General features: G+C 72.2%; 21 protein-coding genes. 12 read left to right on the plus strand and 9 right to left on the minus strand.

The features are described 5' to 3' along the window. Positions 1-30 precede the first annotated feature (30 nt). From ACIGXO_RS32150 to mug, 3 genes are all read left to right on the plus strand, one after another. On the plus strand, positions 31-864 hold the full coding sequence (locus ACIGXO_RS32150; protein ID WP_399793939.1) for a DeoR/GlpR family DNA-binding transcription regulator: 834 nt from the start codon (positions 31-33) through the stop codon (positions 862-864). 81 nt (positions 865-945) lie between these two features. Further along, the gene (purB, locus tag ACIGXO_RS32155) at positions 946-2379 is read left to right on the plus strand and encodes an adenylosuccinate lyase (protein ID WP_399793941.1); all 1434 of its coding nucleotides are present in this window, start codon (positions 946-948) and stop codon (positions 2377-2379) included. A 13-nt stretch (positions 2380-2392) separates the two neighbouring features. Next, positions 2393-2944, plus strand: coding sequence for a G/U mismatch-specific DNA glycosylase (gene mug, locus ACIGXO_RS32160; protein WP_399793943.1), 552 nt, complete (start codon positions 2393-2395; stop codon positions 2942-2944). Here mug and ACIGXO_RS32165 read toward each other — a convergent pair. Further along, positions 2875-3411, minus strand: a complete 537-nt coding sequence (locus ACIGXO_RS32165; protein ID WP_399793945.1) for a hypothetical protein — start codon at positions 3409-3411, stop codon at positions 2875-2877. The two genes, mug and ACIGXO_RS32165, sit on opposite strands and share 70 nt — an antisense overlap. 128 nt (positions 3412-3539) lie before the next feature. On the opposite strand from ACIGXO_RS32165, the gene ACIGXO_RS32170 reads away from it, so the two are divergent. Beyond that, positions 3540-4694 (plus strand): ROK family transcriptional regulator, encoded by a 1155-nt coding sequence (locus ACIGXO_RS32170; protein WP_399793948.1) that lies wholly within the window; start codon positions 3540-3542, stop codon positions 4692-4694. Between the two features lie 31 nt (positions 4695-4725). On the opposite strand, the gene ACIGXO_RS32175 is transcribed toward ACIGXO_RS32170, so the two are convergent. Next, positions 4726-5478 (minus strand): GntR family transcriptional regulator, encoded by a 753-nt coding sequence (locus tag ACIGXO_RS32175; RefSeq protein WP_399793950.1) that lies wholly within the window; start codon positions 5476-5478, stop codon positions 4726-4728. A gap of 282 nt (positions 5479-5760) precedes the next feature. Then, positions 5761-6648 carry an RNA polymerase sigma-70 factor gene (locus tag ACIGXO_RS32180; protein WP_399793952.1) on the minus strand — a complete coding sequence of 296 codons (888 nt, stop codon included), beginning with the start codon at positions 6646-6648 and terminating at the stop codon, positions 5761-5763. A 183-nt stretch (positions 6649-6831) separates the two neighbouring features. Here ACIGXO_RS32180 and ACIGXO_RS32185 point away from each other — a divergent pair, with 183 nt between their 5' ends. Further along, positions 6832-7683, plus strand: coding sequence for an alpha/beta fold hydrolase (locus ACIGXO_RS32185; RefSeq protein WP_399793955.1), 852 nt, complete (start codon positions 6832-6834; stop codon positions 7681-7683). Between the two features lie 13 nt (positions 7684-7696). Here the strand turns inward: ACIGXO_RS32185 and ACIGXO_RS32190 are convergent, their stop codons facing one another. Beyond that, positions 7697-8908, minus strand: coding sequence for an MFS transporter (locus ACIGXO_RS32190; RefSeq protein ID WP_399793957.1), 1212 nt, complete (start codon positions 8906-8908; stop codon positions 7697-7699). Positions 8909-9044: 136 nt separating this feature from the next. Continuing rightward, on the minus strand, positions 9045-9641 hold the full coding sequence (locus ACIGXO_RS32195) for a TetR/AcrR family transcriptional regulator (protein WP_399793959.1): 597 nt from the start codon (positions 9639-9641) through the stop codon (positions 9045-9047). A gap of 222 nt (positions 9642-9863) precedes the next feature. Between ACIGXO_RS32195 and ACIGXO_RS32200 the strand changes: the two genes are divergently transcribed. Both ACIGXO_RS32200 and ACIGXO_RS32205 read left to right on the plus strand, forming a co-directional pair. Beyond that, complete coding sequence (locus ACIGXO_RS32200; RefSeq protein ID WP_399793962.1) at positions 9864-11447, plus strand: alkaline phosphatase D family protein; 1584 nt, start codon at positions 9864-9866, stop codon at positions 11445-11447. Between the two features lie 111 nt (positions 11448-11558). Beyond that, positions 11559-12989, plus strand: a complete 1431-nt coding sequence (locus tag ACIGXO_RS32205; RefSeq protein WP_399793964.1) for a GNAT family N-acetyltransferase — start codon at positions 11559-11561, stop codon at positions 12987-12989. On the opposite strand, the gene ACIGXO_RS32210 is transcribed toward ACIGXO_RS32205, so the two are convergent. Continuing rightward, positions 12889-14220: a trans-sulfuration enzyme family protein gene (locus ACIGXO_RS32210; RefSeq protein WP_399793966.1), complete on the minus strand. Its 1332-nt coding sequence runs from the start codon at positions 14218-14220 to the stop codon at positions 12889-12891. The genes ACIGXO_RS32205 and ACIGXO_RS32210 overlap by 101 nt on opposite strands. 59 nt (positions 14221-14279) lie before the next feature. Between ACIGXO_RS32210 and ACIGXO_RS32215 the strand changes: the two genes are divergently transcribed. After that, a complete protein-coding gene (locus tag ACIGXO_RS32215; RefSeq protein WP_399793968.1) occupies positions 14280-14765 on the plus strand; it encodes an Lrp/AsnC family transcriptional regulator in 486 nt (161 codons plus the stop codon). Positions 14766-14795: 30 nt separating this feature from the next. Here ACIGXO_RS32215 and ACIGXO_RS32220 read toward each other — a convergent pair whose 3' ends face one another. Both ACIGXO_RS32220 and ACIGXO_RS32225 read right to left on the minus strand, forming a co-directional pair. Continuing rightward, entirely contained in the window at positions 14796-15158 is a 363-nt protein-coding gene (locus ACIGXO_RS32220; protein ID WP_399793970.1) for an STAS domain-containing protein, read from the minus strand. Positions 15159-15324: 166 nt separating this feature from the next. Then, the gene (locus ACIGXO_RS32225) at positions 15325-15753 is read right to left on the minus strand and encodes a hypothetical protein (RefSeq protein ID WP_399793972.1); all 429 of its coding nucleotides are present in this window, start codon (positions 15751-15753) and stop codon (positions 15325-15327) included. Between the two features lie 227 nt (positions 15754-15980). On the opposite strand from ACIGXO_RS32225, the gene ACIGXO_RS32230 reads away from it, so the two are divergent. The 4 genes from ACIGXO_RS32230 (at position 15981) to ACIGXO_RS32245 (ending at position 20785) form a co-directional block, all read left to right on the plus strand. Further along, a complete protein-coding gene (locus tag ACIGXO_RS32230; RefSeq protein ID WP_399793974.1) occupies positions 15981-16796 on the plus strand; it encodes a DeoR/GlpR family DNA-binding transcription regulator in 816 nt (271 codons plus the stop codon). A gap of 38 nt (positions 16797-16834) precedes the next feature. Further along, positions 16835-17833, plus strand: coding sequence for a zinc-dependent alcohol dehydrogenase family protein (locus tag ACIGXO_RS32235; protein ID WP_399793976.1), 999 nt, complete (start codon positions 16835-16837; stop codon positions 17831-17833). 285 nt (positions 17834-18118) lie between these two features. Beyond that, positions 18119-20140 (plus strand): FAD-dependent oxidoreductase, encoded by a 2022-nt coding sequence (locus tag ACIGXO_RS32240; protein WP_399793978.1) that lies wholly within the window; start codon positions 18119-18121, stop codon positions 20138-20140. Positions 20141-20230: 90 nt separating this feature from the next. Continuing rightward, complete coding sequence (locus ACIGXO_RS32245) at positions 20231-20785, plus strand: PadR family transcriptional regulator (RefSeq protein WP_399793980.1); 555 nt, start codon at positions 20231-20233, stop codon at positions 20783-20785. On the opposite strand, the gene ACIGXO_RS32250 is transcribed toward ACIGXO_RS32245, so the two are convergent. After that, entirely contained in the window at positions 20786-21949 is a 1164-nt protein-coding gene (locus ACIGXO_RS32250; RefSeq protein WP_399793982.1) for an acyl-CoA dehydrogenase family protein, read from the minus strand. Positions 21950-21951: the final 2 nt, after the last annotated feature.

Here is a 21951-nt window from a genome sequence, read left to right on the forward strand (position 1 = left end):
AGAGGGACCGCACGAGGGAAGGAGGGCCGGGTGCCCGCCAAGGCGCGGCTGTCGCAGGCAGCCGTCGAGGACCGCCGGCAGGACGTGCTCAAGTACGTCGTCGAGCGGGGCGAGATCCGCATCGACGACCTCGCCGCGCACTTCGGCCTCAGCCTGATGACCATGCACCGCGATCTCGACGACCTCGCGGGGCGTGATCTGCTGCGCAAGGAGCGCGGGCGCGCGGTCGCCTTCCCGGCCCTGACCATGGAGACCGCCACCCGCTTCCGGGAGGGCGCGCACCGCGACGTGAAGAGCGCGCTGTGCGCCGCGGCGGCCCGGCGGATCCGGCCCGGCAGCACGCTGCTCATCGACGACTCGACCACGCTGTACCCGCTGGCCGGCGCGCTCGGGGAGATCGAGGGACTCACGGTCGTCACCAATTCGGTGGGGCTCGCGCAGCGGCTGACCTCGGCGTCCGGGGCGTCCGGCGGGGCGGCGCGGCCGGGTCCGGAGGTGACGCTGCTCGGCGGGCAGTACCAGGGCGACTTCAACTCCTGCACCGGACGCGAGGTGACGCGGGGGCTGTCGCGGATCCACGCGGACCTGGCGCTGATGTCGGCGACGGCGGTGCACGGTGGCCGCCTCTTCCACCCGCTGCCGGAGTTCGTCGAGGTCAAGGAGGCGATGCTGGGCGCCGCCACGGGCAGCCTGCTGCTCGCCGACCACTCCAAATTCGGCAAGACCGCCACGTACTGCTACGGGGACGCCACCCTGTACGAGGCGGTGCTCACCGACACCGGCACGGACGCCCGCGAGGTCGCCGCCGTACGCGAGCTGGGCGTCGAGGTGGAAACGGTACCGACGGAGCCGTGCGGCCCGTAACGCGGAGTCGTGCGGCTTGTAGCAAGCCACAATCCGGACCGTGGCGCCGGCCTGCGCAAACGAACAGTAGAATCGGCTCACGTGACTGCAAAGCCCCGCATCCCCAATGTCCTGGCCGGCCGCTACGCCTCCACCGAGCTGGCCGTCCTGTGGTCCCCCGAGTACAAGGTCAAGCTGGAGCGGAAGCTGTGGCTCGCCGTACTCCGCGCCCAGAAGGACCTCGGCGTTGAGGTGCCCGAGCAGGCCCTCGCCGACTACGAGCGAGTCCTGGACGACGTCGACCTGGCCTCCATCGCCGAGCGCGAGAAGGTCACCCGGCACGACGTGAAGGCCCGGATCGAGGAGTTCAACGCCCTCGCCGGTCACGAGCAGGTCCACAAGGGCATGACCTCCCGCGACCTGACCGAGAACGTCGAGCAGCTCCAGGTCCGCCTCTCCCTCGAACTGATGCGGGACCGCACCGTCGCCGTCCTCGCCCGGCTCGGCAAGCTGGCCGGCGAGCACGCCGAGCTGGTCATGGCCGGCCGCTCGCACAACGTCGCGGCCCAGGCCACCACCCTCGGCAAGCGCTTCGCCACCGCCGCCGACGAGCTGCTCGTCGCCTACGCCCGCCTCGAGGACCTCCTCTCCCGCTACCCGCTGCGCGGCATCAAGGGCCCGGTCGGCACCGCGCAGGACATGCTCGACCTGCTCGGCGGCGACGCCGGCAAGCTCGCCGAGCTGGAGCAGCGCATCGCGGGCCACCTCGGCTTCGCGCAGAACTTCACCTCGGTCGGCCAGGTCTACCCCCGCTCCCTCGACTACGACGTGGTCACCTCCCTGGTGCAGCTGGCCGCCGCGCCCTCCTCGCTCGCCAAGACCATCCGCCTGATGGCCGGCAACGAGCTGGTCACCGAGGGCTTCAAGCCCGGCCAGGTCGGCTCCTCGGCGATGCCGCACAAGATGAACACCCGCTCCTGCGAGCGCGTCAACGGCCTGATGGTCATCCTGCGGGGCTACGCCTCGATGGCCGGCGAGCTCTCCGGCGACCAGTGGAACGAGGGCGACGTGTCCTGCTCCGTGGTCCGCCGCGTCGCACTGCCGGACGCCTTCTTCGCGCTGGACGGCCTGCTGGAGACGTTCCTGACCGTCCTGGACGAGTTCGGCGCCTTCCCCGCCGTCATCGCCCGCGAGCTGGACCGCTACCTCCCCTTCCTCGCCACGACGAAGGTCCTCATGGGTGCCGTGCGCGCCGGTGTGGGCCGCGAGGTCGCGCACGAGGCGATCAAGGAGAACGCCGTCGCCGCCGCGCTCGCCATGCGCGAGCAGGGCGCCGAGCGCAACGAGCTGCTCGACAAGCTCGCCGCCGACGACCGCATCCCGCTGGACCGCGACCAGCTGGCCGAGGCGATGGCCGACAAGCTGTCCTTCACCGGCGCGGCCGCCGACCAGGTGGCGGCCGTGGTCGCGCGCATCGAGGAGATCGCCAAGGCGCACCCCGAGGCCGCGGCCTACACCCCCGGCTCCATCCTCTGACGCCGGTCCTCCCATGCCGCGCTTCACCCCCGAAGAGCTGGAAGCCGCTCGTGACCGCCGCGTCCCGGACGTGGCCGCGAGCGGCCTCCGGGTGCTCTTCTGCGGCATCAACCCGGGCCTGATGTCGGCCGCGACCGGCCACCACTTCGCCCGGCCCGGCAACCGCTTCTGGCCCACGCTGCACGCCGCCGGCTTCACCCCCCGGCGGCTGCGGCCCGACGAGGAGCAGGAGCTGCTGCGGTACGGCGTCGGCATCACCAACGTCGTGCAGCGGGCGACGGCCCGCGCGGACGAACTGACGCCGGAGGAATTCGCGGAGGGCGGCCGCCAGCTGGAGGAGAAGGTGCGCCGGCTGCGCCCCGCGTGGCTGGCGGTCGCCGGGGTCACCGCCTACCGCGCGGCCTTCGGCGACAAGCTCGCCAAGGTCGGGCCGCAGGAGCGGACCATCGGCGACGCCCGTATCTGGGTGCTCCCCAACCCCAGCGGTCTGAACGCTCACTGGAACCCCACCACCCTGGCGGAGGAGTACGGCCGGCTCCGCGAAGCGGCGTTCGCCGAGGAGTGAGTGCCCTGCCGGGGCAGCGGCGGTCGCTCGCCGCGGTCCGGCCACACCGCCGCGACCAGCTCGTACGGCTGGAGCTCCGCGGCTCTTCCCACGCCGGTCGCCACCCGGCACTCCCCCACCGACCAGACATGCGCCGTCGTGGTCAGGGCCGACAGGCCGGCCAGCGGCGGCCACACCGGCAGCCCCATCGCCGACCGCTCCAGATGCGGCGTCAGGTCCAGCACTCCGGGCGGGCCCCAGCGTAAGGACAGCACGCCGTCCAGCGCCTCCCGTTCCGCTTCGAACTCCTCCGCCGCGGCCCGCTCGTCCGCCGGATCGGCGTCCCAGAACTCCTCGCTCACGCGGAGCCGGAGCATCCGCCCGGCATCACCGGACGCGTCGGCCGCGGTGCCGCCGGGCGCAGCGAGCACGGCGTCGATCGCCGCGTCGACCGCGGACAGGTGACCGTAAAACTGTTGCCTCGTCATGTCACCAGTAAAGACCCGGGGTCTGACAATCGGTCCGTCACAGGCCGTGACCAGCACACTTCGGGGCTCGCCGCAGGCCCTCCGACCGGCTACGATCCCGCAAACACGCGAGGCGAGGGAGACGGACGTTGGGGCGGCTCACCGGAGGGGACCCCTCCCTGCTGCGACGGATCAACTCCGCGGTGGTCCTGCACACGCTGCGCGCCGCCGACTCCCCCACCCTCACCCAGCTGGTACAGCTCACCGGGCTGTCCCGGCCCACTGTCGAGGGGGTCGTGGAGGGCCTGATCGAGACCGGGCTGGTCGTGGAGGCGCCGGCGGAGGAGGGCGCGCGGCGGCAGGGCCGGCCCGCCCGCCGGTTCCGTTTCCGCGCCGAGGCCGGACATCTGCTGGGCATCGAGATCGGCGCGCACCGGGTCTCGGCGCTGCTGTCCGACCTGAACGGCCGCGTGCTGGGTTCGGTCCAGCACGACGTGGACGAATCCGCCCCGGCCGACCGGCGGTTGGCGTGCGCCCGGGACACGGTCGCCGACCTGCTGCGGCAGGCGGGCGTGGCCCGCGACTCGCTGCGCGCGGTGGGCGTCGCGGGCCCCGGGATCGTGGAGGCGGACGGCACGGTACGGCTGGGTACCGCGCTGCCGGGGTGGACGGGGCTGGCGCTGGGCGAGCGGCTGCGCAAGTCCTTCCGCTGCCCGGTCCTGGTGGAGAACGACGCCAACGCGGCCGCGGTCGCCGAGCACTGGAAGGGCGCGGCGGCCGGCTCGGACGACGTGGTGTTCGTCCTGGCCGGGCTGAGTCCGGGCGCGGGTTCGCTGATCGGCGGGCGGCTGCACCGCGGCTTCGGCGGGGCGGCCGGCGAGATCGGGGCGCTGCATCTGCTGGGGCGCGGGGAGACGCCGGAGACCCTGTTGTCGACGACCGGCGAACCGTTGCACCCGCTCGACGAGGCGCAGGTCGCACGGGTGTTCACGCTGGCGCGCGAGGGGGACGCGCGCGCCCGGGACGCGATGCGGCGCTTCATCCAGCGGCTGGTGCACGACGTCGCCGCGCTGGTCCTCGCGCTGGACCCGGAGATCGTCGTGATCGGCGGCTGGGCGGCCGGCCTGGACGGCGTACTGGATCCCCTGCGCGAGGAGCTGGCGCGTTATTGTCTGCGGCCGCCGCAGGTCGCCCTGTCGACCCTGGGCGAGGCGGCGGTGGCGACCGGCGCCCTGCGCCTCGCCCTCGACCACGTCGAGGAGCAGCTGTTCGCGGTGGAGGGCACGGTGACGGCCCGGCGATGACAGCCGCCCGGCGCCGGGCCCAGTCCTCGTCTCAGCCCGTCAGTACCGCCACGTCCTCGCGGTCCCCGAAGGTCAGGCGGCAGGTGTCGGCGCGGTAGGTGGAGACGGAGACCGCGGTGATGCGGCCGCCGGTCACATAGCGCGTGGTGACCACCAGTACCGGCGCGCCGGGGAGCCGGTCCAGCTGCTTGGCGTCCTCGGCGCGCGCCGAGCCCAGTTCCACGGCGCGCTCCTCGCCGTCCAGTTCGAGCCGCTGGAGTTCCTGGAGGACGGCGCGGGCGCGGGCCACCGGGCCGGTGGCGGCGGCCGTCGCCAGTCCGGGCACGGACTCGGCCGGTACGTAGAGCAGTTCGGCCGCGACCGGCTGGCCGTTGTCGACCCTGGTGCGCCGCACGACGTGCACGGTGTCGCCCGCGCCCACTCCCAGCGGCTCGGCGACGGCCGACGGGACCGACGCGCCGTCCACCGCCGCCGCGTCGGCCGGCTGCCAGGCGTCGCCGGGCGCGCCGGGCCAGCTGTGTCCGGAGCGGTCCACGGGCACGCCCATCCGGGGCGGCGCGACCGTGGTGCCCACGCCGCGGCGGCGCTGCAGCCTGCCTTCGAGTTCGAGCTGTTCGAGCGCCTGCCGGAGCGTGGCGCGGGCGACCCCGAAGCGCGCCGCGAGGTCCCGCTCGTTCGGCAGGACCTCGCCGACCGCGAACTCCGAGTCGAGCGCCTCGCTGAGCACGGTCTTGAGATGCCAGTACTTCGGTTCCTGCACCGTGTCGAGCTGCGTGGTCCCCACCCTGTCCTCCGCATTCGCCGTGTCCCGGGTCCGCCCCCGGGGGTGCCCCCCGGCGCCGGCCAGGGGTTTTGAGCGCTTCTTTATTAAAGGTTGTTGAAGTATCCCTGCGACGATATGAGCGGCCCCACCCTTGGTCAAGACCAATCGGCGATCCGATGCCGTAGCGTGACCGACTCAACACGGTTCGAGACGGCCGAGGGGCGCGCGCATGCGGTGGCGGACGTACGCGGGCATGCAAAAGCCGGCGGCCCGCCGGCCGCCGGCTTCGCAAAGGGGTGGGTATCAGGCCACCGCGGACACCGCCGCCAGCTTTTCCGGGTTGCGGACGACGTAGACCGTCTGGATGCGGCCGTCGGCCACGTCGAGCTGGAACACCGTGTCGACCCGGTCGCCGACCCGCCCCACCAGCGCGATCCCGCCGTTGAGCTCGGTGAAGCCGAACCGCAGGTCCACGGCCGGGGCCCTGGAGACGCCGACCAGGAACCTCCCGACCTTGTCCGCCGTCTCGATGACGCGCAGCGGCGCCTTGGCCTTGCCGCCGCTGTCGCCGACCAGCCGCACGTCCTCGGCGAGCAGGCCGATCAGCCCCTGGAGGTCGTCGCCGGCCGCGGCGGCCAGGAAGCGTTCGGTCAGGTCGCGTTGGCGTTCGGCGTTCACCTCGAAGCGCGGCTTGCGCTCCTCCACGTGGCGCCGGGCCCGGCCCGCCAGCTGGCGCACCGCGGCCTCGCCCCGCTCCAGTACGGACGCGATCTCCGCGTACGAGTAACCGAACGCCTCGCGCAGCACGAAGACGGCGCGCTCCAGCGGCGAGAGGGACTCCATGACGACGAGGACCGCGAGCGTGACGGACTCGGTGAAGACGGCGCGGTCGGCGCTGTCCGGGACGGCGCCGCCGAAGTCGGTGGCGACGGGCTCGGGGAGCCACGGCCCCACGTACGCCTCGCGCCGGGCCTGTACTTGGCGCAGCCGGTCGATGGCGAGCCGGGTGGTGACCCGCACCAGGTAGGCGCGCGGCTCCCGTACCGTGTCGTGGTCGGCGGCCGACCAGCGGAGCCACGCCTCCTGGACGACGTCCTCGGCGTCGGCCACCCGGCCGAGCATGCGGTAGGCCACGCCCTGGAGGACGGGGCGGTGTTCTTCGAAGACATCGGTCGCGGTGTCGGTCAGCACGCCCTCATCCCACCCGCACCTCTCGTTGTTGTCCAGCGGATTGCGCGTGGTCCAGCGGTTTCGGTGCGACCGGTCAATTCACGTCCGCCCGCTACCCACCGGTAATGATTGCTGACATGGTGTCTCATGGGCGTGCCTCTTGGGCCGCCCCCACGCACGGCCCTCCCCCTCGAAGGAGCCCCCATGACAACTGCCACGGCCTCCTCCCTCCTCGTCTCCCCCGACGGCCGGCCGCCGTTCTCCGTCGCGTACGAGCGCAAGGGCGCCGGCGAGCCGGTGGTGCTGCTGCACGGCATCGGCCACCACTACCAGGCGTGGGAGCCGGTGTTCAGCGTCCTGGCCGCGTCGCACGACGTGATCGCGCTGGACCTGCCGGGCTTCGGCGCCTCCCCCGCGCTCCCCGACGGCGTGGAGTACGGCCTGGCGTCGGTGGTCCCGCTGCTGACGGACACCTTCGCGGCGCTGGGCGTCGAGCGGCCGCACGTGGTGGGCAACTCGCTCGGCGGGCTGCTGGCGCTGGAGCTGGGCCTCACGGGGGCCGTGCGGTCGGTGACGGCGCTGTCGCCGGCCGGCTTCTGGACGGAGGCCGAACGCCGGTACGCCTTCGGTGTCCTGACGGGCATGCGGGCCGGGGCCCGGGCCCTGCCGCCGCAGGTGGTCGAGGTGCTGGCCCGCACGGCGGCCGGCCGCGCGGCGCTGACCGGCTCGATCTACGCGCGCCCCGGACGCCGCTCGCCGGCCGCCGTGGCGGCCGAGACCCGCGCGCTGCGGGAGGCGCCCGGCTTCGCCGCCACGCTCGCCGCGGGGCGCGGCCCCGGTGTGCTGTTCCAGCGCGACATACCGGACGTGCCCGTGACCATCGGCTGGGGCACCCGCGACCGGCTGCTCCTGCCCCGCCAGGGCGTACGGGCCAAGCGCGTGATCCCGGGCGCCCGCCTCGTCCGCCTCCCCGGCTGCGGCCACGTCCCCATGAACGACGACCCGGCCCTGGTCGCCCGGGTCATCCTCGACACGGTGGCGTCCACGGGGGCGTGACCCGGGGCGCCGCCTACTGGACGGCCTCCACCCGCGCCGGCCGCGCCGCACCGGCAGTGCCCGCGTCCGCGTCCCTCGCAGGCGCCGGCACCGCGCGCCGCACCAGGTCGGGTACGAGCGTCGCGATACCGGCCGCCGCGAGCGCCGCACCCAGCCACAGCGGCGCGCGCAGCCCGAAGGAGCCGATCGCGAGGCCGCCGAGGGACGAGCCGAGGATGACGCCGCAGGTGATGAAGGAGGAGTGCACGGTGTTCACCAGCGGGCGGGCGTTGCCGGCCCGCTGGACGCGGATGACCAGTGCCGGGTTCATGGTCACCCCGACCAGCCCGATACCCAGCAGGCACAGCACGGCCGGCACCCTGAAGCCGGCCAGCACGGCGAAGCCGGTGAGGAAGAGCAGGTTCAGGGCCAGGCCGCTCAGCAGGACCGGCAGCGTGTACCGGTCGGCGAGGCGGCCGACCACCAGGTTGCCGAGGACGGTGGCCGCGCCGTACGCGATGAGCAGCAGGGGGACCGTGCCGGTGGCGAACCCGGTGATGCCGGTGAGTACGGGGTTGAGGTAGCTGAAGGCGGAGAAGGTGGCGCCGATGACGAACGTGCTGGTGGAGAGCGTCAGCCAGAGCCGGGGACGCCGGAAGACGGCCAGTTCGGCGCGGAAGTCCGCGTTCCCCTCGGTGTGTTCGAGGCGCGGCACGCCGGCCGCGGTGGCCAGCGCGACGAGCACGGTGAGCCCGGCGACGGCCCAGAACGCCGCGCGCCAGCCGAAGTGCTCGCCGGCCAGGGTGGACAGGGGCATCCCGAGGAGCGTGCCGAGCATCAGGCCGTTGAGGGCCACGGAGACGGCCCGGCCGCGGACCTCCGGGCGGGTCAGCCGGGCGCACATCGAGAGGGCGACGCCGAAGAACGCCTGGGAGGCGATGCCGGTGATGATCCGGGCGGCCATCATGACGGCGTAGCCGGAGGCGGTGGCGGCCAGTACGTTGCCCGCCAGGAAGACGGCGAACAGTACGGTGAGCGCGCGCTTCGGGGGCACTTTCAGCAGGGCCACGGTGAGGAACGGGCCGCCAAGAGCCATGGCCGCGGCGAAGGCCGTGATGAGGTAGCCGATCTGCGGAATGGTCGCGTCCAGTCCCGCCGCCATCTGCGGCATCAGCCCGGCGACCAGGAATTCGCTGGTCACCATGGTGAAGATGCCGAGGGCCAGGACGTATATGGCACGTGGCACTGCCGGTACTCCTTCGTGTTCGTCGTGTTCGTCGTGTTCGTCGTGTTCGTCGTGTTCGTTTCAGGTGTCGCCGCTGTTTTGTATCGATCAGTTCAAAACTTGGGCAGCATGAAATGCCCCACCGCACCCGCGCGTTTCAGGGCAGCAGCGCCTCGACGGCCGTCTCCGCGATGGACTCCAGGACCGCGCGGTCCGCGCCGCCCTGGCCGGAGACCCGCATGCCGCCGATCACCGCGTTGATGAAGCGGGCGAGCGCCTCCGCGCTCCGGCCGGCGGCGATCTCGCCAGTGGCCTGCCCGGCCTCCAGTACGGCGCGCAGGGCGGCGAGCCGTCGCTCCGTGTCGCGCTCCAGCATCGCCGCGGCCTCGGCGTCCCGGCCGGCCAGCTCGACCGTGGTGTTGACGGTGAGACAGCCGGGGCTGCGCCCGTCGGCACGGTTGCCGAGCTCGTCGTCGATCACCGCACCGAACAGCGCACGGACGCGGTCCAGCGGGGCGCGCTCCGGATCCTCCAGGATGCCCAGCTGACGGGTGGTCATGGCGTCCATGTAGCGGGCCAGCGCACGCGTGAACAGATCGTGCTTGCTGCGGAACGTGTTGTAGATGCTGCTGCGGCCCAGGCCCGTGGCGGCGCACAGATCCTGGGTCGAGGTGGCCTCGTAGCCGTTCGCCCAGAACGTACGCATCGCGGCGTCCAGGGCCCGCTCCTCGTCGAACAACCTCGGTCGGGCCATGCGCGCACCGTACCGGTTTTGGAACGACCGATGCAATACGCTGGGCGCGCTGCGCGAATGATGCCGACTTCCTGGCCAACGCACCGTCCGCTTGCGACCATGGGCCGGTTCCGGGCTTCCGTGCCGTTGTCAGCGGGTTGTTCACTGTGCGTTCGGTTTCGGGGCACCGGGGACCGGTACGAACGGGACCGTACGCAGAGCGATCGAGCAACGGAGGATCACATGGCGCAGGGAGCGGCAGGCGGCGGCAGAGCCTTCGGGCGGCGTTCGGTGCTGCACGGAGCGGCGGCCGCGTCCGCGGCGCTCGCGCTGCCGGCGATCGGCGGCGCGGCCCCCGCGCAGGCGCGCACCGGCCGGCCCAGCGCCGACTGGGGCGTGCAGGTGGGCGACGTGACGACCGGCTCCGGGCTGGTGTGGGTGCGCTCCGACCGGCCCGCGCGGATGACGGTGGAGACCGCGGCGACCGAGTCGTTCCGCAACGCGCGCACCTGGCACGGGCCGGTGATCGGCGCGGACACCGACTTCACGGGGCTGACCTCGCTGCGCGGCCTGCCGCCCGGCGAGCAGATCCACTACCGGGTCACGCTCGCCGATCCCGACGATCCCCGGCGTACCGGGGAACCGGTGACCGGGACGTTCCGTACCGCGCCCGTGAAGCGCGGCGAAGGAGTGCGGTTCCACTGGTCCGGGGACCTCGCGGGGCAGGGCTGGGGCATCAACCCCGACCGCGGCGGCTACCGGATCTATGAGGAGATGCGGCGCCGGAACCCCGACTTCTTCCTGTGCAGCGGGGACAACATCTACGCCGACGGCCCCATCACGGCCAGTGTGAAGCTGCCCGACGGGCGGACCTGGCGGAACATCACCACCGAGGAGAAGTCCAAGGTCGCGGAGACCCTCGCCGAGTTCCGCGGCGCCTTCCGGTACAACCTCCTGGACGACAACCTGCGGCGGTTCAACGCGCAGGTGCCCACCATCACGCAGTGGGACGACCACGAGGTGCACAACAACTGGTACCCGGGGCAGATCCTGGACGACGCCCGGTACACGGTGAAGGACGTGGACGTGCTGTCCGCGCGCTCGCTGCGGGCGTTCAGCGAGTACTTCCCGATCCGCACGCTGCGCCCGGACGGGCAGGGGCGGGTGTACCGGGTGGTCAACCACGGGCCGCTGCTGGACGTGTTCGTGCTGGACATGCGGACGTACCGGAACGCCAACTCCGACGGGCGGCAGACGGAGGACGCGCAGGGCATCCTGGGCGCCGAGCAGCTGCGGTGGCTCAAGCGGGAGCTGTCGCGGTCGCGCGCGGTGTGGAAGGTGATCGCGTCCGACATGCCGCTGGGGCTGGTCGTGCCGGACGGCAAGACCCGCTTCGAGGCGGTGGCGCAGGGCGATCCGGGGCAGCCGCTGGGGCGCGAGCTGCAGCTCGCCGAGCTGCTGCGGCACATCAAGCACCGGCGGATCACGGGCACGGTGTGGGTGACGACGGACGTGCACTACACCTCGGCGCAGCACTACGACCCGTCGCGCGCGGCGTTCAAGGACTTCGAGCCGTTCTGGGAGTTCGTCTCCGGACCGCTGAACGCGGGCGGATTCCCGGCACTCAAGCTGGACGGTACGTTCGGGCCCGAGCAGCGGTTCCTGAAGGCGCCGGACCGTGCGAACACCTCGCCCGCCGAGACGCCGCAGTACTTCGGCGAGATCGACATCGACGGCGGGAGCGGGGAGCTGACGGTGCGGCTGCGGCAGGACAACGGTGAGGTGCTGTTCAGCCAGACCCTGCAACCGGGGCGAGTCGGACAGTAACGGCGTTCGGTTCGTTTGGTTCGAAGGCACCGGTAGAGGCAATTGTGTCCTTTACCTGGCGGACACAAGTCGTTTGTGATCATGCAACACCGGTCGGTGATGCTGGAGTGCATGACTGAGAAGTACTCGTCCGAGAAGACGCCGAACCGCAGTGCCCGCCGCCATCACTGGCGGCGGGACGTCGTCGAACTGGCCGCCCTCTTCACCGCCGTCGCGGTGGCCGACTCCGTCGCCAACGCCGTCGCACACGGTCCGTCGGGCCCGGTGTTCCTGTGCGCCTCGGCCATCGCGCTGCTCGCCACGGCGGGCTTCCACGTGTGGTGGGCACGGCGCCACGAACACGCGCCGCCGCCGGGCGATACCGGCGCCGCGGCGTCGTCGGCCCCCGCCCTCGCCGAGGGCACGGAGCTCCCCGAGACGACGCTGTGGCGCATGCGGACGACCGTACGGGACGAGCCGGGCAGCCTGGCCGCGCTGTGCCAGGCGCTGGCCGCGCACCGGGTGGACATCCTGAGTCTGCAGACCCACCCGCTGTCGGACGGCACGGTGGACGAGTTCCTGCTGCGGGTGCCGGGCACCCCGGAGCGGGGCGTGCTGGCAGGCGCGGTGACCGCGGCGGGCGGCCGGGACACCTGGCTGGAACGCGCCGATGCCCATGATCTGGTCGACGCGCCGGCCCGTATGCTGTCCCTGGCCACCCGAACGGCCCTGGACTCCGCGGAACTGCCTCTGGCGCTGCGGCAGTTGCTGGGCCGTTGCACCATCCACTCGGTACCCGCGCACACGCTCAAGGGCGAGCCGCTGGCCGAACGAGTGCCGGACGACGGCGTACTTGAGGACCACACCATGAAGTTCCGCGATCCGTCCGGCGGTTCGCTCACCATCGAGCGGCCGCAGCTGCCCTTCACCCCGACCGAGTTCGCCCGGGTCCGGGCGCTGGTGGAGCTGGACTCCCGGCTCGGCCAGCGGGTCCCGGAGCGCCGGGACACCCTCACCCTCTCCGAGGGCAGCCCCATCACGGTACGCCGCGCCGACCCCTCCGACCTGGCGGCCGCGCGCGAGATGCACGACCGCTGCTCGGAGCGGACGCTGTCGCTGCGCTACCACGGCCCTGTGCAGGACGCCGCGCGCTACCTCAACCACCTGCTGAGCCCGCGGCACGGCCGCACGCTGGCCGTGGAGACCGCCTCCGGGCGGCTGGTGGCCCTCGGCCACCTGCTGTGGGACGGCGACGAGACCGAGGTGGCACTGCTGGTGGAGGACGCGTGGCAGCGCCGCGGCATCGGCGCCGAACTGCTGGAGCGGCTGGTCGCGATGGCCGCCGAGACGGGCAGCGAGAGCGTGTACGCGATCACGCAGGCGTCCAACACCGGGATGGTGGCGGCCATGCGCGGCCTGGGGCTGCCGCTGGACTACCAGGTCGAGGAGGGCACGCTGGTGATCACGGCCCGGCCTGCGGGGCTGCGGCGCCGGCCGGAGCCGCGTACCGCTGTCCGGCCGCTGCCGGCTCCCGCCGCGCGGGAGACCGCCGCCCGGCGCTGAGACCGCTTCGGGCGCGGGGGCCGCTCCGGTCACCGGAGCCGCTTCGGTCACCGGGGCCGCTGAGCGCCGCGTCCAGGTCCTGCCACAGGTCCTCGACGTCCTCCAGGCCCACCGACAGCCGCAGCAGCTGCTCGGAGATGCCGCCGGCCGTACGGTCGGCGGCATCGACGACACGGTGGCTGATCGAGGCCGGGTGCTGGATGAGGGTGTCCACACTGCCGAGACTGACCGCCGGGGTGATCAGACGCACCCCGGCGGTCACGTCGTGCGGGTCCCCGCACACCTCGAACGCGACCATCGCGCCGCCGAGCTCCGGGTAGTGCACCCGCGACACCCGCGGGTGGCCGGCGAGCCGCCGGGACAGCTCCGCCGCGGTGGCGGACGCCGCCCGCATCCGTACGGGAAGGGTGGCCAGCCCGCGCAGCAGCAGGTAGCCGGCGAGCGGGTGCAGTACGCCGCCCGTGGTGAACCGGATCTGCCGCAGCCGCCGCGCGAACTCCTCGTCGCAGGCCACCACGCCGCCCAGCACGTCGCCGTGGCCGCCGAGGTACTTGGTCGCGCTGTGCAGCACCAGCCGCGCGCCGGCCTCGGCGGGACGCTGCAGTACAGGGGTGGCGAAGGTGTTGTCGGCCAGCAGCGGCACGGAGCCGCAGGCGTGCGCGACGGCCGCGAGGTCGGTCTCGGCGAGCGTGGGATTGGCCGGGCTCTCGACCATGACCAGGCCGGTGTCGGCGCGCAGCGCGTCGGCGATGCCGGCCGGGTCGGTCCAGGTCACCTCGGTACCGAGCAGCCCGCCGGACAGCAGGTGGTCGCTGCAGCCGTACAGCGGACGGACGGCGACGACGTGCCGCAGTCCCTCGGCGTGCCGGACGAGGAGGCAGGCGGTGAGGGCCGCCATGCCGCTGGCGAAGGCGACGGCGGACTCGGTGCCTTCGAGGCGGGCGAGCGCGGTCTCGAAGCGGGCGACGGTGGGGTTGCCGAGCCGCCCGTAGACGGGCGGGCCCTCGAACTCGGCGCCGGTGGCGGCGAACGCGTCGAGCCGCGCCGCCTCGCCGCGGCTGTCCGCCGAGGGATACGTGGTCGAGAAGTCCAGCGGCGCCGCGTGCAGGCCCTGCGCGGCGAGGTCCTCGCGGCCCGCGTGCACGGCCTCGGTGGCCAGGGCGCGGTACGGGGTGTCGGGGGTGGTGACGGCGGTGGTGGCGCGGTCCGGCCGCGCGGCTGGTCGGGTCATGCTCCGATGCTGGTCGGGGGCGCTGACCGGATGGTCAACTTCCGTGTTACGTTCGGTACATGGCCGACTCTGTGCGTCTCGATCCGGTGGACCTGGAGATATTACGCCTGCTGCAGAACGATGCCCGGACCACATACCGCGACCTGGCCGCGGCGGTCGGCGTCGCGCCGTCGACCTGCCTGGACCGGGTGACCCGACTGCGCCGCAGCGGCGTGATCCTGGGACACGAACTCCGCCTGGACCCCGCGAAACTGGGCCGCGGGCTGCAGGCGTTGCTGTCCGTGCAGGTACGGCCGCACCGCCGCGAGCTGGTCGGCCCCTTCGTCGAGCGCATCCGCTCGCTGCCCGAGGCGCTCTCCCTCTTCCACCTCACCGGTCCTGAGGACTACCTCGTCCATGTCGCCGTGCCGGACGCGGCCGCCCTGCAGCGGCTGGTCCTGGACGAGTTCACCGCCCGGCGCGAGGTGGCCAGGGTCGAGACCCGGCTGGTCTTCCAGCGCTGGACGTGCGGGCCGCTGCTGCCGCCGGCGGACGCGGTCGGCTGAGCGGACTGCGTCCAGGCCCCCGCAGGGTCGTTACATCACCGAGCCGGGCGGCGCGATGACCAGCCGCAGGTGCAGGCGGGCGGCCCTGAGGCCCGTGTGGACGGGGAGGCTGGGGCGGAGCAGTACCAGGCCGCCGCCCATGGCGCGCAGCGCGCTCTGCACGCCGAGGAGGGTGTAGAGGCCGGCGGTGTCGCAGGAGGTGACGCCGGAGAGGTCCAGCCGGAGATGCCGCTTGCCGCCCGCCATGACCGACGCGGTGGCGTCGCACAGACCTGACACACTGTCACCGTCGAGGACGCCCACCACGGCGAGCTTCGCGAGGGTGGGCGAGCCGGCGGGGACCGGCCACCGCTCGATCCGTACGCGCCTGTCGGTCGGGGCTTTCACGAGCATCCCGGCCGCCTCCCTTCAGCCGATCCACCGGTCGCACCGGCTCACGGCCCCCATGATGGCGCGGTGAGGTCCGTGTCACGGCCCGTCGATCGAAACCGACCGAAGAATTCCGTCACGGACCGTGACCGTGGCACGGGCATGTGCCCGGGCCACAGGCCCGCGGCCCTCACTCCAGCGCGTCCCGGGTGGCCTCGATGAGCTGCCGGGCCTCCTCCTCCCGCGCGTCGTAACGCTCCGGGTAGGCGGACACCTGAACCTTCTGGGCGAGCTGACCCGCTGTGAGGTCCGGGTCGTCCGCGTCCTCCTCGATGGCCCGCTCGAAGAACCGGTGCGCCGCGTAGTTGACGTTCATGCACTGCTCGGCGGTGCCCCAGTCCATGCTGGGGCGCTGCTGGAAGACGCCGACCGAGTCGAGGTCGCCGTGGTCGAGGTTCTCCATGCCCGACTCGACGAGGGCGGCCTCGAAGGCGGCGAGCAGGGCCTTGTCCGATGCGTTCAGTTCCGCCCCGACGAGGTAGACCACCTCGGCCACCTCGGGATCGGGGCTCCCCGTGGCGGGGCCGGGCGGCGGTCCTTGCGGTGCCGGCTGTGGCACGTTCCCCTCCTGCCGTCGCTGTACTGCGGTCCCTGTCCTGCCGTTGCTGTATTGCCGTCGCTGTATTGCCTTCTCTGTACTGCCGTGTCGCCGGCGCCTCGGCACCGGGCGTTCCGTTCAGCGTCGGGCCGGGACGGGCCCGGGGCAAGACCGCCTCGGAAATCCGTAGGTCACACACTCTTGCAAAAACATCACGGAAACTGTGTGATGTTCCGCGGAGGTCAGCCGTGACGCAAAGCCGTGGTTCCGAAGCAGAGGTCGAGCAGCGCCGCCGCCGGGTGCTGCGGCAGGTCATCGAGGAAGGCGCCGTACGGATCGCCGAACTCGCCGAGAAACTCCAGGTCAGCGCCATGACCGTGCATCGCGACCTGGCGAACCTGGAGTCCCGGAAGCTGCTGGAGAAGCGCCGCGGCATGGCCGTCGCACTGCCCGAGGTCACCATGGAGACCGCGACCCGCTTCCGCGAGTACCAGCAGACCGAGGCGAAGGAGGCGTTCGCCGAGCTGCTGGTACGGGAGGTCAGCCCGGGCGACACGGTGCTGATGGACTGCGGCTCGACGCTCTTCCCGCTCGCCCGCAGGCTCGCCCGCATCGAGGGACTGACCGTCGTCACCAACTCCCTGCGCGTCGCCTCCCTGATCGGCGCCGCGGGCACGCCCCGTACGCAAGTCATCCTGCTCGGCGGCCGCTACCGGCCCGACTTCGAGGCGTGCGCCGGTACGGACACCCTCCGCCATCTCTCGCGCATCCGCGCCACCCTCACCTTCTCCTCCCCCACCGCCGTCGACCGCGGCCGCCTCTTCCACCCGGTCCAGGAGTGGGCCGACCTGAAGGAGGCCATGCGGGAGGCGGCCGAGCGCAGCGCGCTGGCCGTGGACCACACCAAGTTCGGGCGGACCGCCACCCATGGGTACGGCGACGCCTCCGGCTACGACCTGGTGGTCACCGACACCGCGACGCCGGAGGAGCAGATCGCGGCCATCGAGCAGCTGGGCGTACCGGTCCACGTGGTCGCACCGTCGCATCCCACCAGTACCGACTGACGCCCCGTCAACGTCCGTTCACAGAAAGGCAGTCCGTCATGCGCGCCGTCGTCATCCGGACCCCCGGCTCCTTCTCCGTCGAGACGGTCGCCGATCCGACGCCGGGCCCCGGCGAGGTCGTCGTCGAGGTCGCCGCGGTCGGCATCTGCGGTACCGATCTGCACATCGTGCAGGGTGAGTTCGCGCCGACGCCGTATCCGATCGTGCCCGGGCACGAGTTCACCGGCGAGGTCGTGGCGCTCGGCGCCGAGGTGAGCGGGGTGCGCGCGGGCGACCGGGTCGCGGTCGACCCGTCGCTGTTCTGCGGGTCCTGTCACTTCTGCAGCATCGGCCGGGGCAATCTCTGCGAGCGCTGGGGCGCGATCGGCGACACCGTGGACGGCGCGATGGCACAGTACGTGAAGGTGCCGGCGGCCAACTGTTACCGCCTGCCGGAGAGCGTGGACCTCGCGCAGGGCACGCTGATCGAGCCGCTGTCCTGCGCGGTGCACGCCTTCGACGTACTGCCGCGGGACCTGGGCGCGCACTACCTGATCTACGGCGCGGGCACGATGGGCCTGATGATGCTGCAGCTCGCGGGGCGGGCCGGGGCGGCTTCCGTGTCGGTCGTGGACATCAACACCGAGCGGCTGAAGGTGGCCGAACAGCTGGGCGCCGACGCGGTGGCCACCGGCGCGGACGCGCTGGACCGGCCGCAGGGCTGGGAGATCGTCATCGACTGCACGGGCGTGGTGCCGGTGATCGAGGACGCGCTCACGCGGGTACGGCGCGGCGGCACGTTCCAGCAGTTCGGCGTGGCGCCCTCGGATGCGATGGCGAAGATCTCGCCGTTCCGCATCTACAACGACGAGATCACGGTGGTCGGCTCGATGGCGGTCGTGCACAGCTTCGGGCGGGCCGTGGAGCTGATGGGCAAGGGCGCACTGGACGCCGCGACGATGCTCACGCACTCGTACGGCCTGGACGACTTCGGTACGGCGCTGGAGACGTTCCGGCGGGGGGCGGGGCGCAAGATCCAGCTTCGGCCGGGGGCCTGAGGGCGGTGGCCCTGCCCTCTGGCCCTGCCATTGTCCTGGGCAGGGCCCCTCCCTCTCCCCAACCAAGTGAGTGGGACCCCCTCCCCCGCCACCACCGCACCCCCAAAACGCTAGCCCCCTCCCACCCCCTCCCCCGGTTATCCACAGCCCCCGCCCAAATTGACCGCCCCGCTTATCCACACCCCCTCCCATGTGACCGACCCCGCTTATGCAACATGTTGCAAAAGGAGTCCCGCTGGACTACAAACGAAGCTCGTCGGCACTGTGCGCGCGAGGAGACTTCGGATGAGCCCGTACCCCCACCTGCTGAGCCCGCTCGACCTGGGGTTCACCACCCTGCCCAACCGAGTCCTGATGGGCTCGATGCACCTCGGTCTGGAGGAGGCGCCGGGCGGCTTCGAGCGGATGGCCGCCTTCTACGCCGAGCGGGCGCGCGGCGGTGTCGGCCTCATCGTCACCGGCGGCGTCTCCCCCAATGAGGCGGGCTGCACCATGGACGGCGGCGCCAAGCTCACCACCGCGGCGGAGGTCGCCGAGCACGCGCAGGTGACCGAGGCGGTGCATCGCGAGGGCGGGAAGATCGCGATGCAGATCCTGCACACCGGGCGGTACGCCTTCAGCGAGAAGCTGGTGGCGCCCAGCGCGATCCAGGCGCCCATCAACCCCTTCACCCCGCACGAGCTCACCGACGACGAGGTCGAGCAGACCATCGAGGACTACGTGCGGGCCGCGGAGCTGGCACAGCAGGCCGGGTACGACGGCGTGGAGATCATGGGCTCCGAGGGGTACCTGATCAACGAGTTCATCGCCGCGCCCACCAACCAGCGCACCGACCGCTGGGGCGGCAGTTACGAGAACCGCATCCGCTTCCCCGTCGAGATCGTGCGGCGTACGCGCGAGCGGGTCGGCCCGGACTTCATCCTGATCTACCGGCTGTCGATGCTGGACCTGGTGCCCGGCGGCTCGACCTACGACGAGGTCGTACAGCTCGCCCTGGAGGTCGAGGCGGCCGGGGCGACGATCATCAACACCGGCATCGGCTGGCACGAGGCACGGATCCCCACCATCGCGACCTCGGTACCGCGTGGCGCGTTCTCCTGGGTGACCGAGAAGGTCATGGGCGCGGTGAAGATCCCGCTGATCACCACCAACCGGATCAACACCCCGGAGGTGGCCGAGCGGCTGCTCGCCGAGGGCCGCGCCGACATGGTGTCGATGGCCCGCCCGTTCCTGGCCGACCCCGCCTTCGTCGCCAAGGCCCGCGAGGGCCGCGCCGACGCGATCAACACCTGCATCGGCTGCAACCAGGCGTGCCTGGACCACATCTTCTCCGGGCAGCTCACCTCCTGCCTGGTCAACCCGCGGGCCTGCCACGAGACCGAGCTGAGCCTCTCCCCCACCCGGCGCCGCAAGGAGCTGGCCGTGGTCGGCGCGGGCCCGGCGGGTCTGGCGTTCGCGGTCTCCGCGGCCGAGCGCGGGCACGGCGTGACGCTCTTCGACGCCGCCGGTGAGATCGGCGGGCAGCTGAACGTCGCCCGCCGCATCCCGGGCAAGGAGGAGTTCAACGAGACGCTGCGGTACTTCCGTACGCGGCTGGCAGAGCTGAAGATCGACGTGCGGCTGGGTGCGGCCGTGACCGCCGAGGAGCTGGGCGCGGGCGGGTACGACGAGATCGTGGTCGCGGCCGGCGTCACCCCGCGCACCCCGGACATCCCCGGCATCGATCACCCGAGCGTCGTCAGCTACCTCGACGTGCTCAGCGGCCGGGTCGAGGCCGGGCGGACGGTGGCGATCGTCGGTGCCGGCGGCATCGGCTTCGACGTGGCGGAGTTCCTGACGGACGGCGGGGAGCAGGCGAGCCTGGATCCGGCGGCGTTCTTCGCGCAGTGGGGCGTGGACACCTCGTACGAGGGCCGCGGCGGGCTCAAGGCGCCGGTGCGGGCGCCCGCGGCGCGCACGGTCCACCTCCTGCAGCGCAAGACCGGCAAGGTCGGCGCGGGGCTGGGCAAGACGACCGGCTGGATCCACCGTACGGAGCTGCGGCACCGGGGCGTGACGACGACGGCGGGCGCCACGTACGAGCGCATCGACGACGAGGGCCTGCACCTCACCGTCGACGGTGAGAAGTCCGTCGTCGCGGCCGACACGATCGTGCTGTGCGCGGGCCAGGAGCCGCGCCGCGAGCTGTATGACGCGCTGGTGGCGGCCGGGCAGACCGCGCATGTCATCGGCGGCGCCGACGTGGCCGCGGAGCTGGACGCCAAGCGCGCGATTCTGCAGGGCACGCGACTGGCGGCGGACATCTGAGAGCGGCCTAGGATGCGTGGGTACTGGTGGCGGCGCACGTCACCAGTACCCACGCATCCGCCGCACACCACAGCACACGGAAAGGCCGCCATGTCCCTCCCCCACGCGATCCTCACGGCCCTGCTGGAGAAGCCGTCGTCGGGGCTGGAGCTGACGCGGCGGTTCGACCGGTCCATCCGGTACTTCTGGTCCGCCACCCACCAGCAGATCTACCGGGAGCTGCGCAAGCTGGAGGAGTCGGGCCTGATCCACGCCCTGCCGCAGGCGCAGCCCTCGCGCGGCCAGAAGCGGGAGTACGAGGTGCTGCCGGCCGGCCGGGAGGCGCTCACCGCGTGGGTGGCGGAGCGGCAGGATCCCCGGGCCATGCGCGATCCGCTGCTGCTGCGGCTGCGGGCCGCCGCGGTCGTCGGCGCGACCGGTCTGGTGGCGGAGTTCCGCCGTCACCTCGCGCTGCACGAGCGGCAGTTGGCGGAGTATCACGAGATCGAGGCGCGTGATTTTCCGCCGGAGAAGACGGCGGAGGCGGACCGGCTGCAGCATCTCGTGCTGCGCGCCGGCATCGCCCAGGAGAGTTTCTGGGTGCAGTGGCTGACCGAGTCCCTCGCCGAGCTGGAGGCGCTGGAGAGCCGGCGCGAGGCGCGCTGATCAGTCCAGTCCGCCGCGCTTGACGAGCTGTGCGGCGATGACATTGCGCTGGATTTCGTTGGTGCCCTCGCCGACGATCATCAGTGGTGCGTCGCGGAAGTACCGTTCCACGTCGTACTCCGTCGAATAGCCGTAACCGCCGTGGATGCGGACGGCGTTGAGGGCGATCTCCATCGCGGTCTCGGAGGCGAAGAGCTTGGCCATGCCGGCTTCCATGTCGACCCGGCGGTCGGCGTCCGCCTCGCGTGCGGCGTGCAGGGTGAGCTGGCGGGCGGCGGTGAGCTTGGTGGCCATGTCGGCGAGGTAGTTGCCGACGGACTGGTGCTTCCAGATCGGCTTGCCGAAGGATTCGCGCTCCTGGGCGTAGGCGAGGGAGTCCTCCAGGGCGGCCCGTCCGACGCCCAGCGCACGCGCGGCGACCTGGAGACGGCCGGTCTCCAGGCCCTTCATCATCTGGGCGAAGCCCTTGCCCTCGACGCCGCCGAGGAGGGCGTCGGGCGCGGCCCGGTAGTTGTCGAAGGAGAGTTCGCAGCTCTCGACGCCCTTGTAGCCGAGCTTGGGCAGGTCGCGGGAGACGGTGAGGCCGGGGCCGTGCTCGATGAGGAGGATGGAGATGCCCTGGTGGGCGGGGGTGGCGTCGGGGTCGGTCTTGCAGAGCAGGGCGATCAGGCCGGAGCGGCGGGCGTTGGTGATCCAGGTCTTGGACCCGTTGACGAGGTAGCCCTGGTCGTCCTTGCGGGCGTGGGTGTGCATGGCCTGGAGGTCGGAGCCGCCGCCCGGTTCGGTGAGTGCCATGGTCGCGCGGATCTCGCCGGTGGCGAGTTTCGGCAGGTACAGCTGCTTCTGTTCCTCGGTGCCGAAGTGCAGCAGCAGTTTGGCGACGACGGTGTGGCCGCCCATGGCGCCGGCCAGGCTCATCCAGCCGCGCGCCAGTTCCTCGGTGACCAGGACGTAGCAGGGCGTGGAGACCTTGGTGCCGCCGTACTCCTCGGGGACGGCGAGCCCGTAGATGCCGAGCTCCTTCATCTTCTCGATGAGTGCTTCGGGGTAGGTGTTGGTGTGTTCCAGTTCCTGGACGACGGGCTTGACGTCCTTGTTCACGAAGTCGTGGACGGTTTCGACCACGAAGCGTTCGTCGTCGGGGAGGGTGTCCAGGGTGCTCATGC

Origin of the sequence: Streptomyces sp. NPDC053542 (genome assembly GCF_044544685.1) — a bacterium.
Classification (GTDB): Bacteria; Actinomycetota; Actinomycetes; order Streptomycetales; family Streptomycetaceae; genus Streptomyces.

Coding starts and splice junctions, on each gene's coding strand:
- mug (WP_399793943.1), top strand. CDS start 2,393: ATGCCGCGCTTCACCCCCGAAGAGCTGGAAGCCGCTCGTGACCGCCGC.
- ACIGXO_RS32165 (WP_399793945.1), bottom strand. CDS start 3,411: ATGACGAGGCAACAGTTTTACGGTCACCTGTCCGCGGTCGACGCGGCG.
- ACIGXO_RS32185 (WP_399793955.1), top strand. CDS start 6,832: ATGACAACTGCCACGGCCTCCTCCCTCCTCGTCTCCCCCGACGGCCGG.
- ACIGXO_RS32195 (WP_399793959.1), bottom strand. CDS start 9,641: ATGGCCCGACCGAGGTTGTTCGACGAGGAGCGGGCCCTGGACGCCGCG.
- ACIGXO_RS32200 (WP_399793962.1), top strand. CDS start 9,864: ATGGCGCAGGGAGCGGCAGGCGGCGGCAGAGCCTTCGGGCGGCGTTCG.
- ACIGXO_RS32205 (WP_399793964.1), top strand. CDS start 11,559: ATGACTGAGAAGTACTCGTCCGAGAAGACGCCGAACCGCAGTGCCCGC.
- ACIGXO_RS32210 (WP_399793966.1), bottom strand. CDS start 14,220: ATGACCCGACCAGCCGCGCGGCCGGACCGCGCCACCACCGCCGTCACC.
- ACIGXO_RS32215 (WP_399793968.1), top strand. CDS start 14,280: ATGGCCGACTCTGTGCGTCTCGATCCGGTGGACCTGGAGATATTACGC.
- ACIGXO_RS32220 (WP_399793970.1), bottom strand. CDS start 15,158: ATGCTCGTGAAAGCCCCGACCGACAGGCGCGTACGGATCGAGCGGTGG.
- ACIGXO_RS32235 (WP_399793976.1), top strand. CDS start 16,835: ATGCGCGCCGTCGTCATCCGGACCCCCGGCTCCTTCTCCGTCGAGACG.
- ACIGXO_RS32240 (WP_399793978.1), top strand. CDS start 18,119: ATGAGCCCGTACCCCCACCTGCTGAGCCCGCTCGACCTGGGGTTCACC.
- ACIGXO_RS32245 (WP_399793980.1), top strand. CDS start 20,231: ATGTCCCTCCCCCACGCGATCCTCACGGCCCTGCTGGAGAAGCCGTCG.
- ACIGXO_RS32250 (WP_399793982.1), bottom strand. CDS start 21,949: ATGAGCACCCTGGACACCCTCCCCGACGACGAACGCTTCGTGGTCGAA.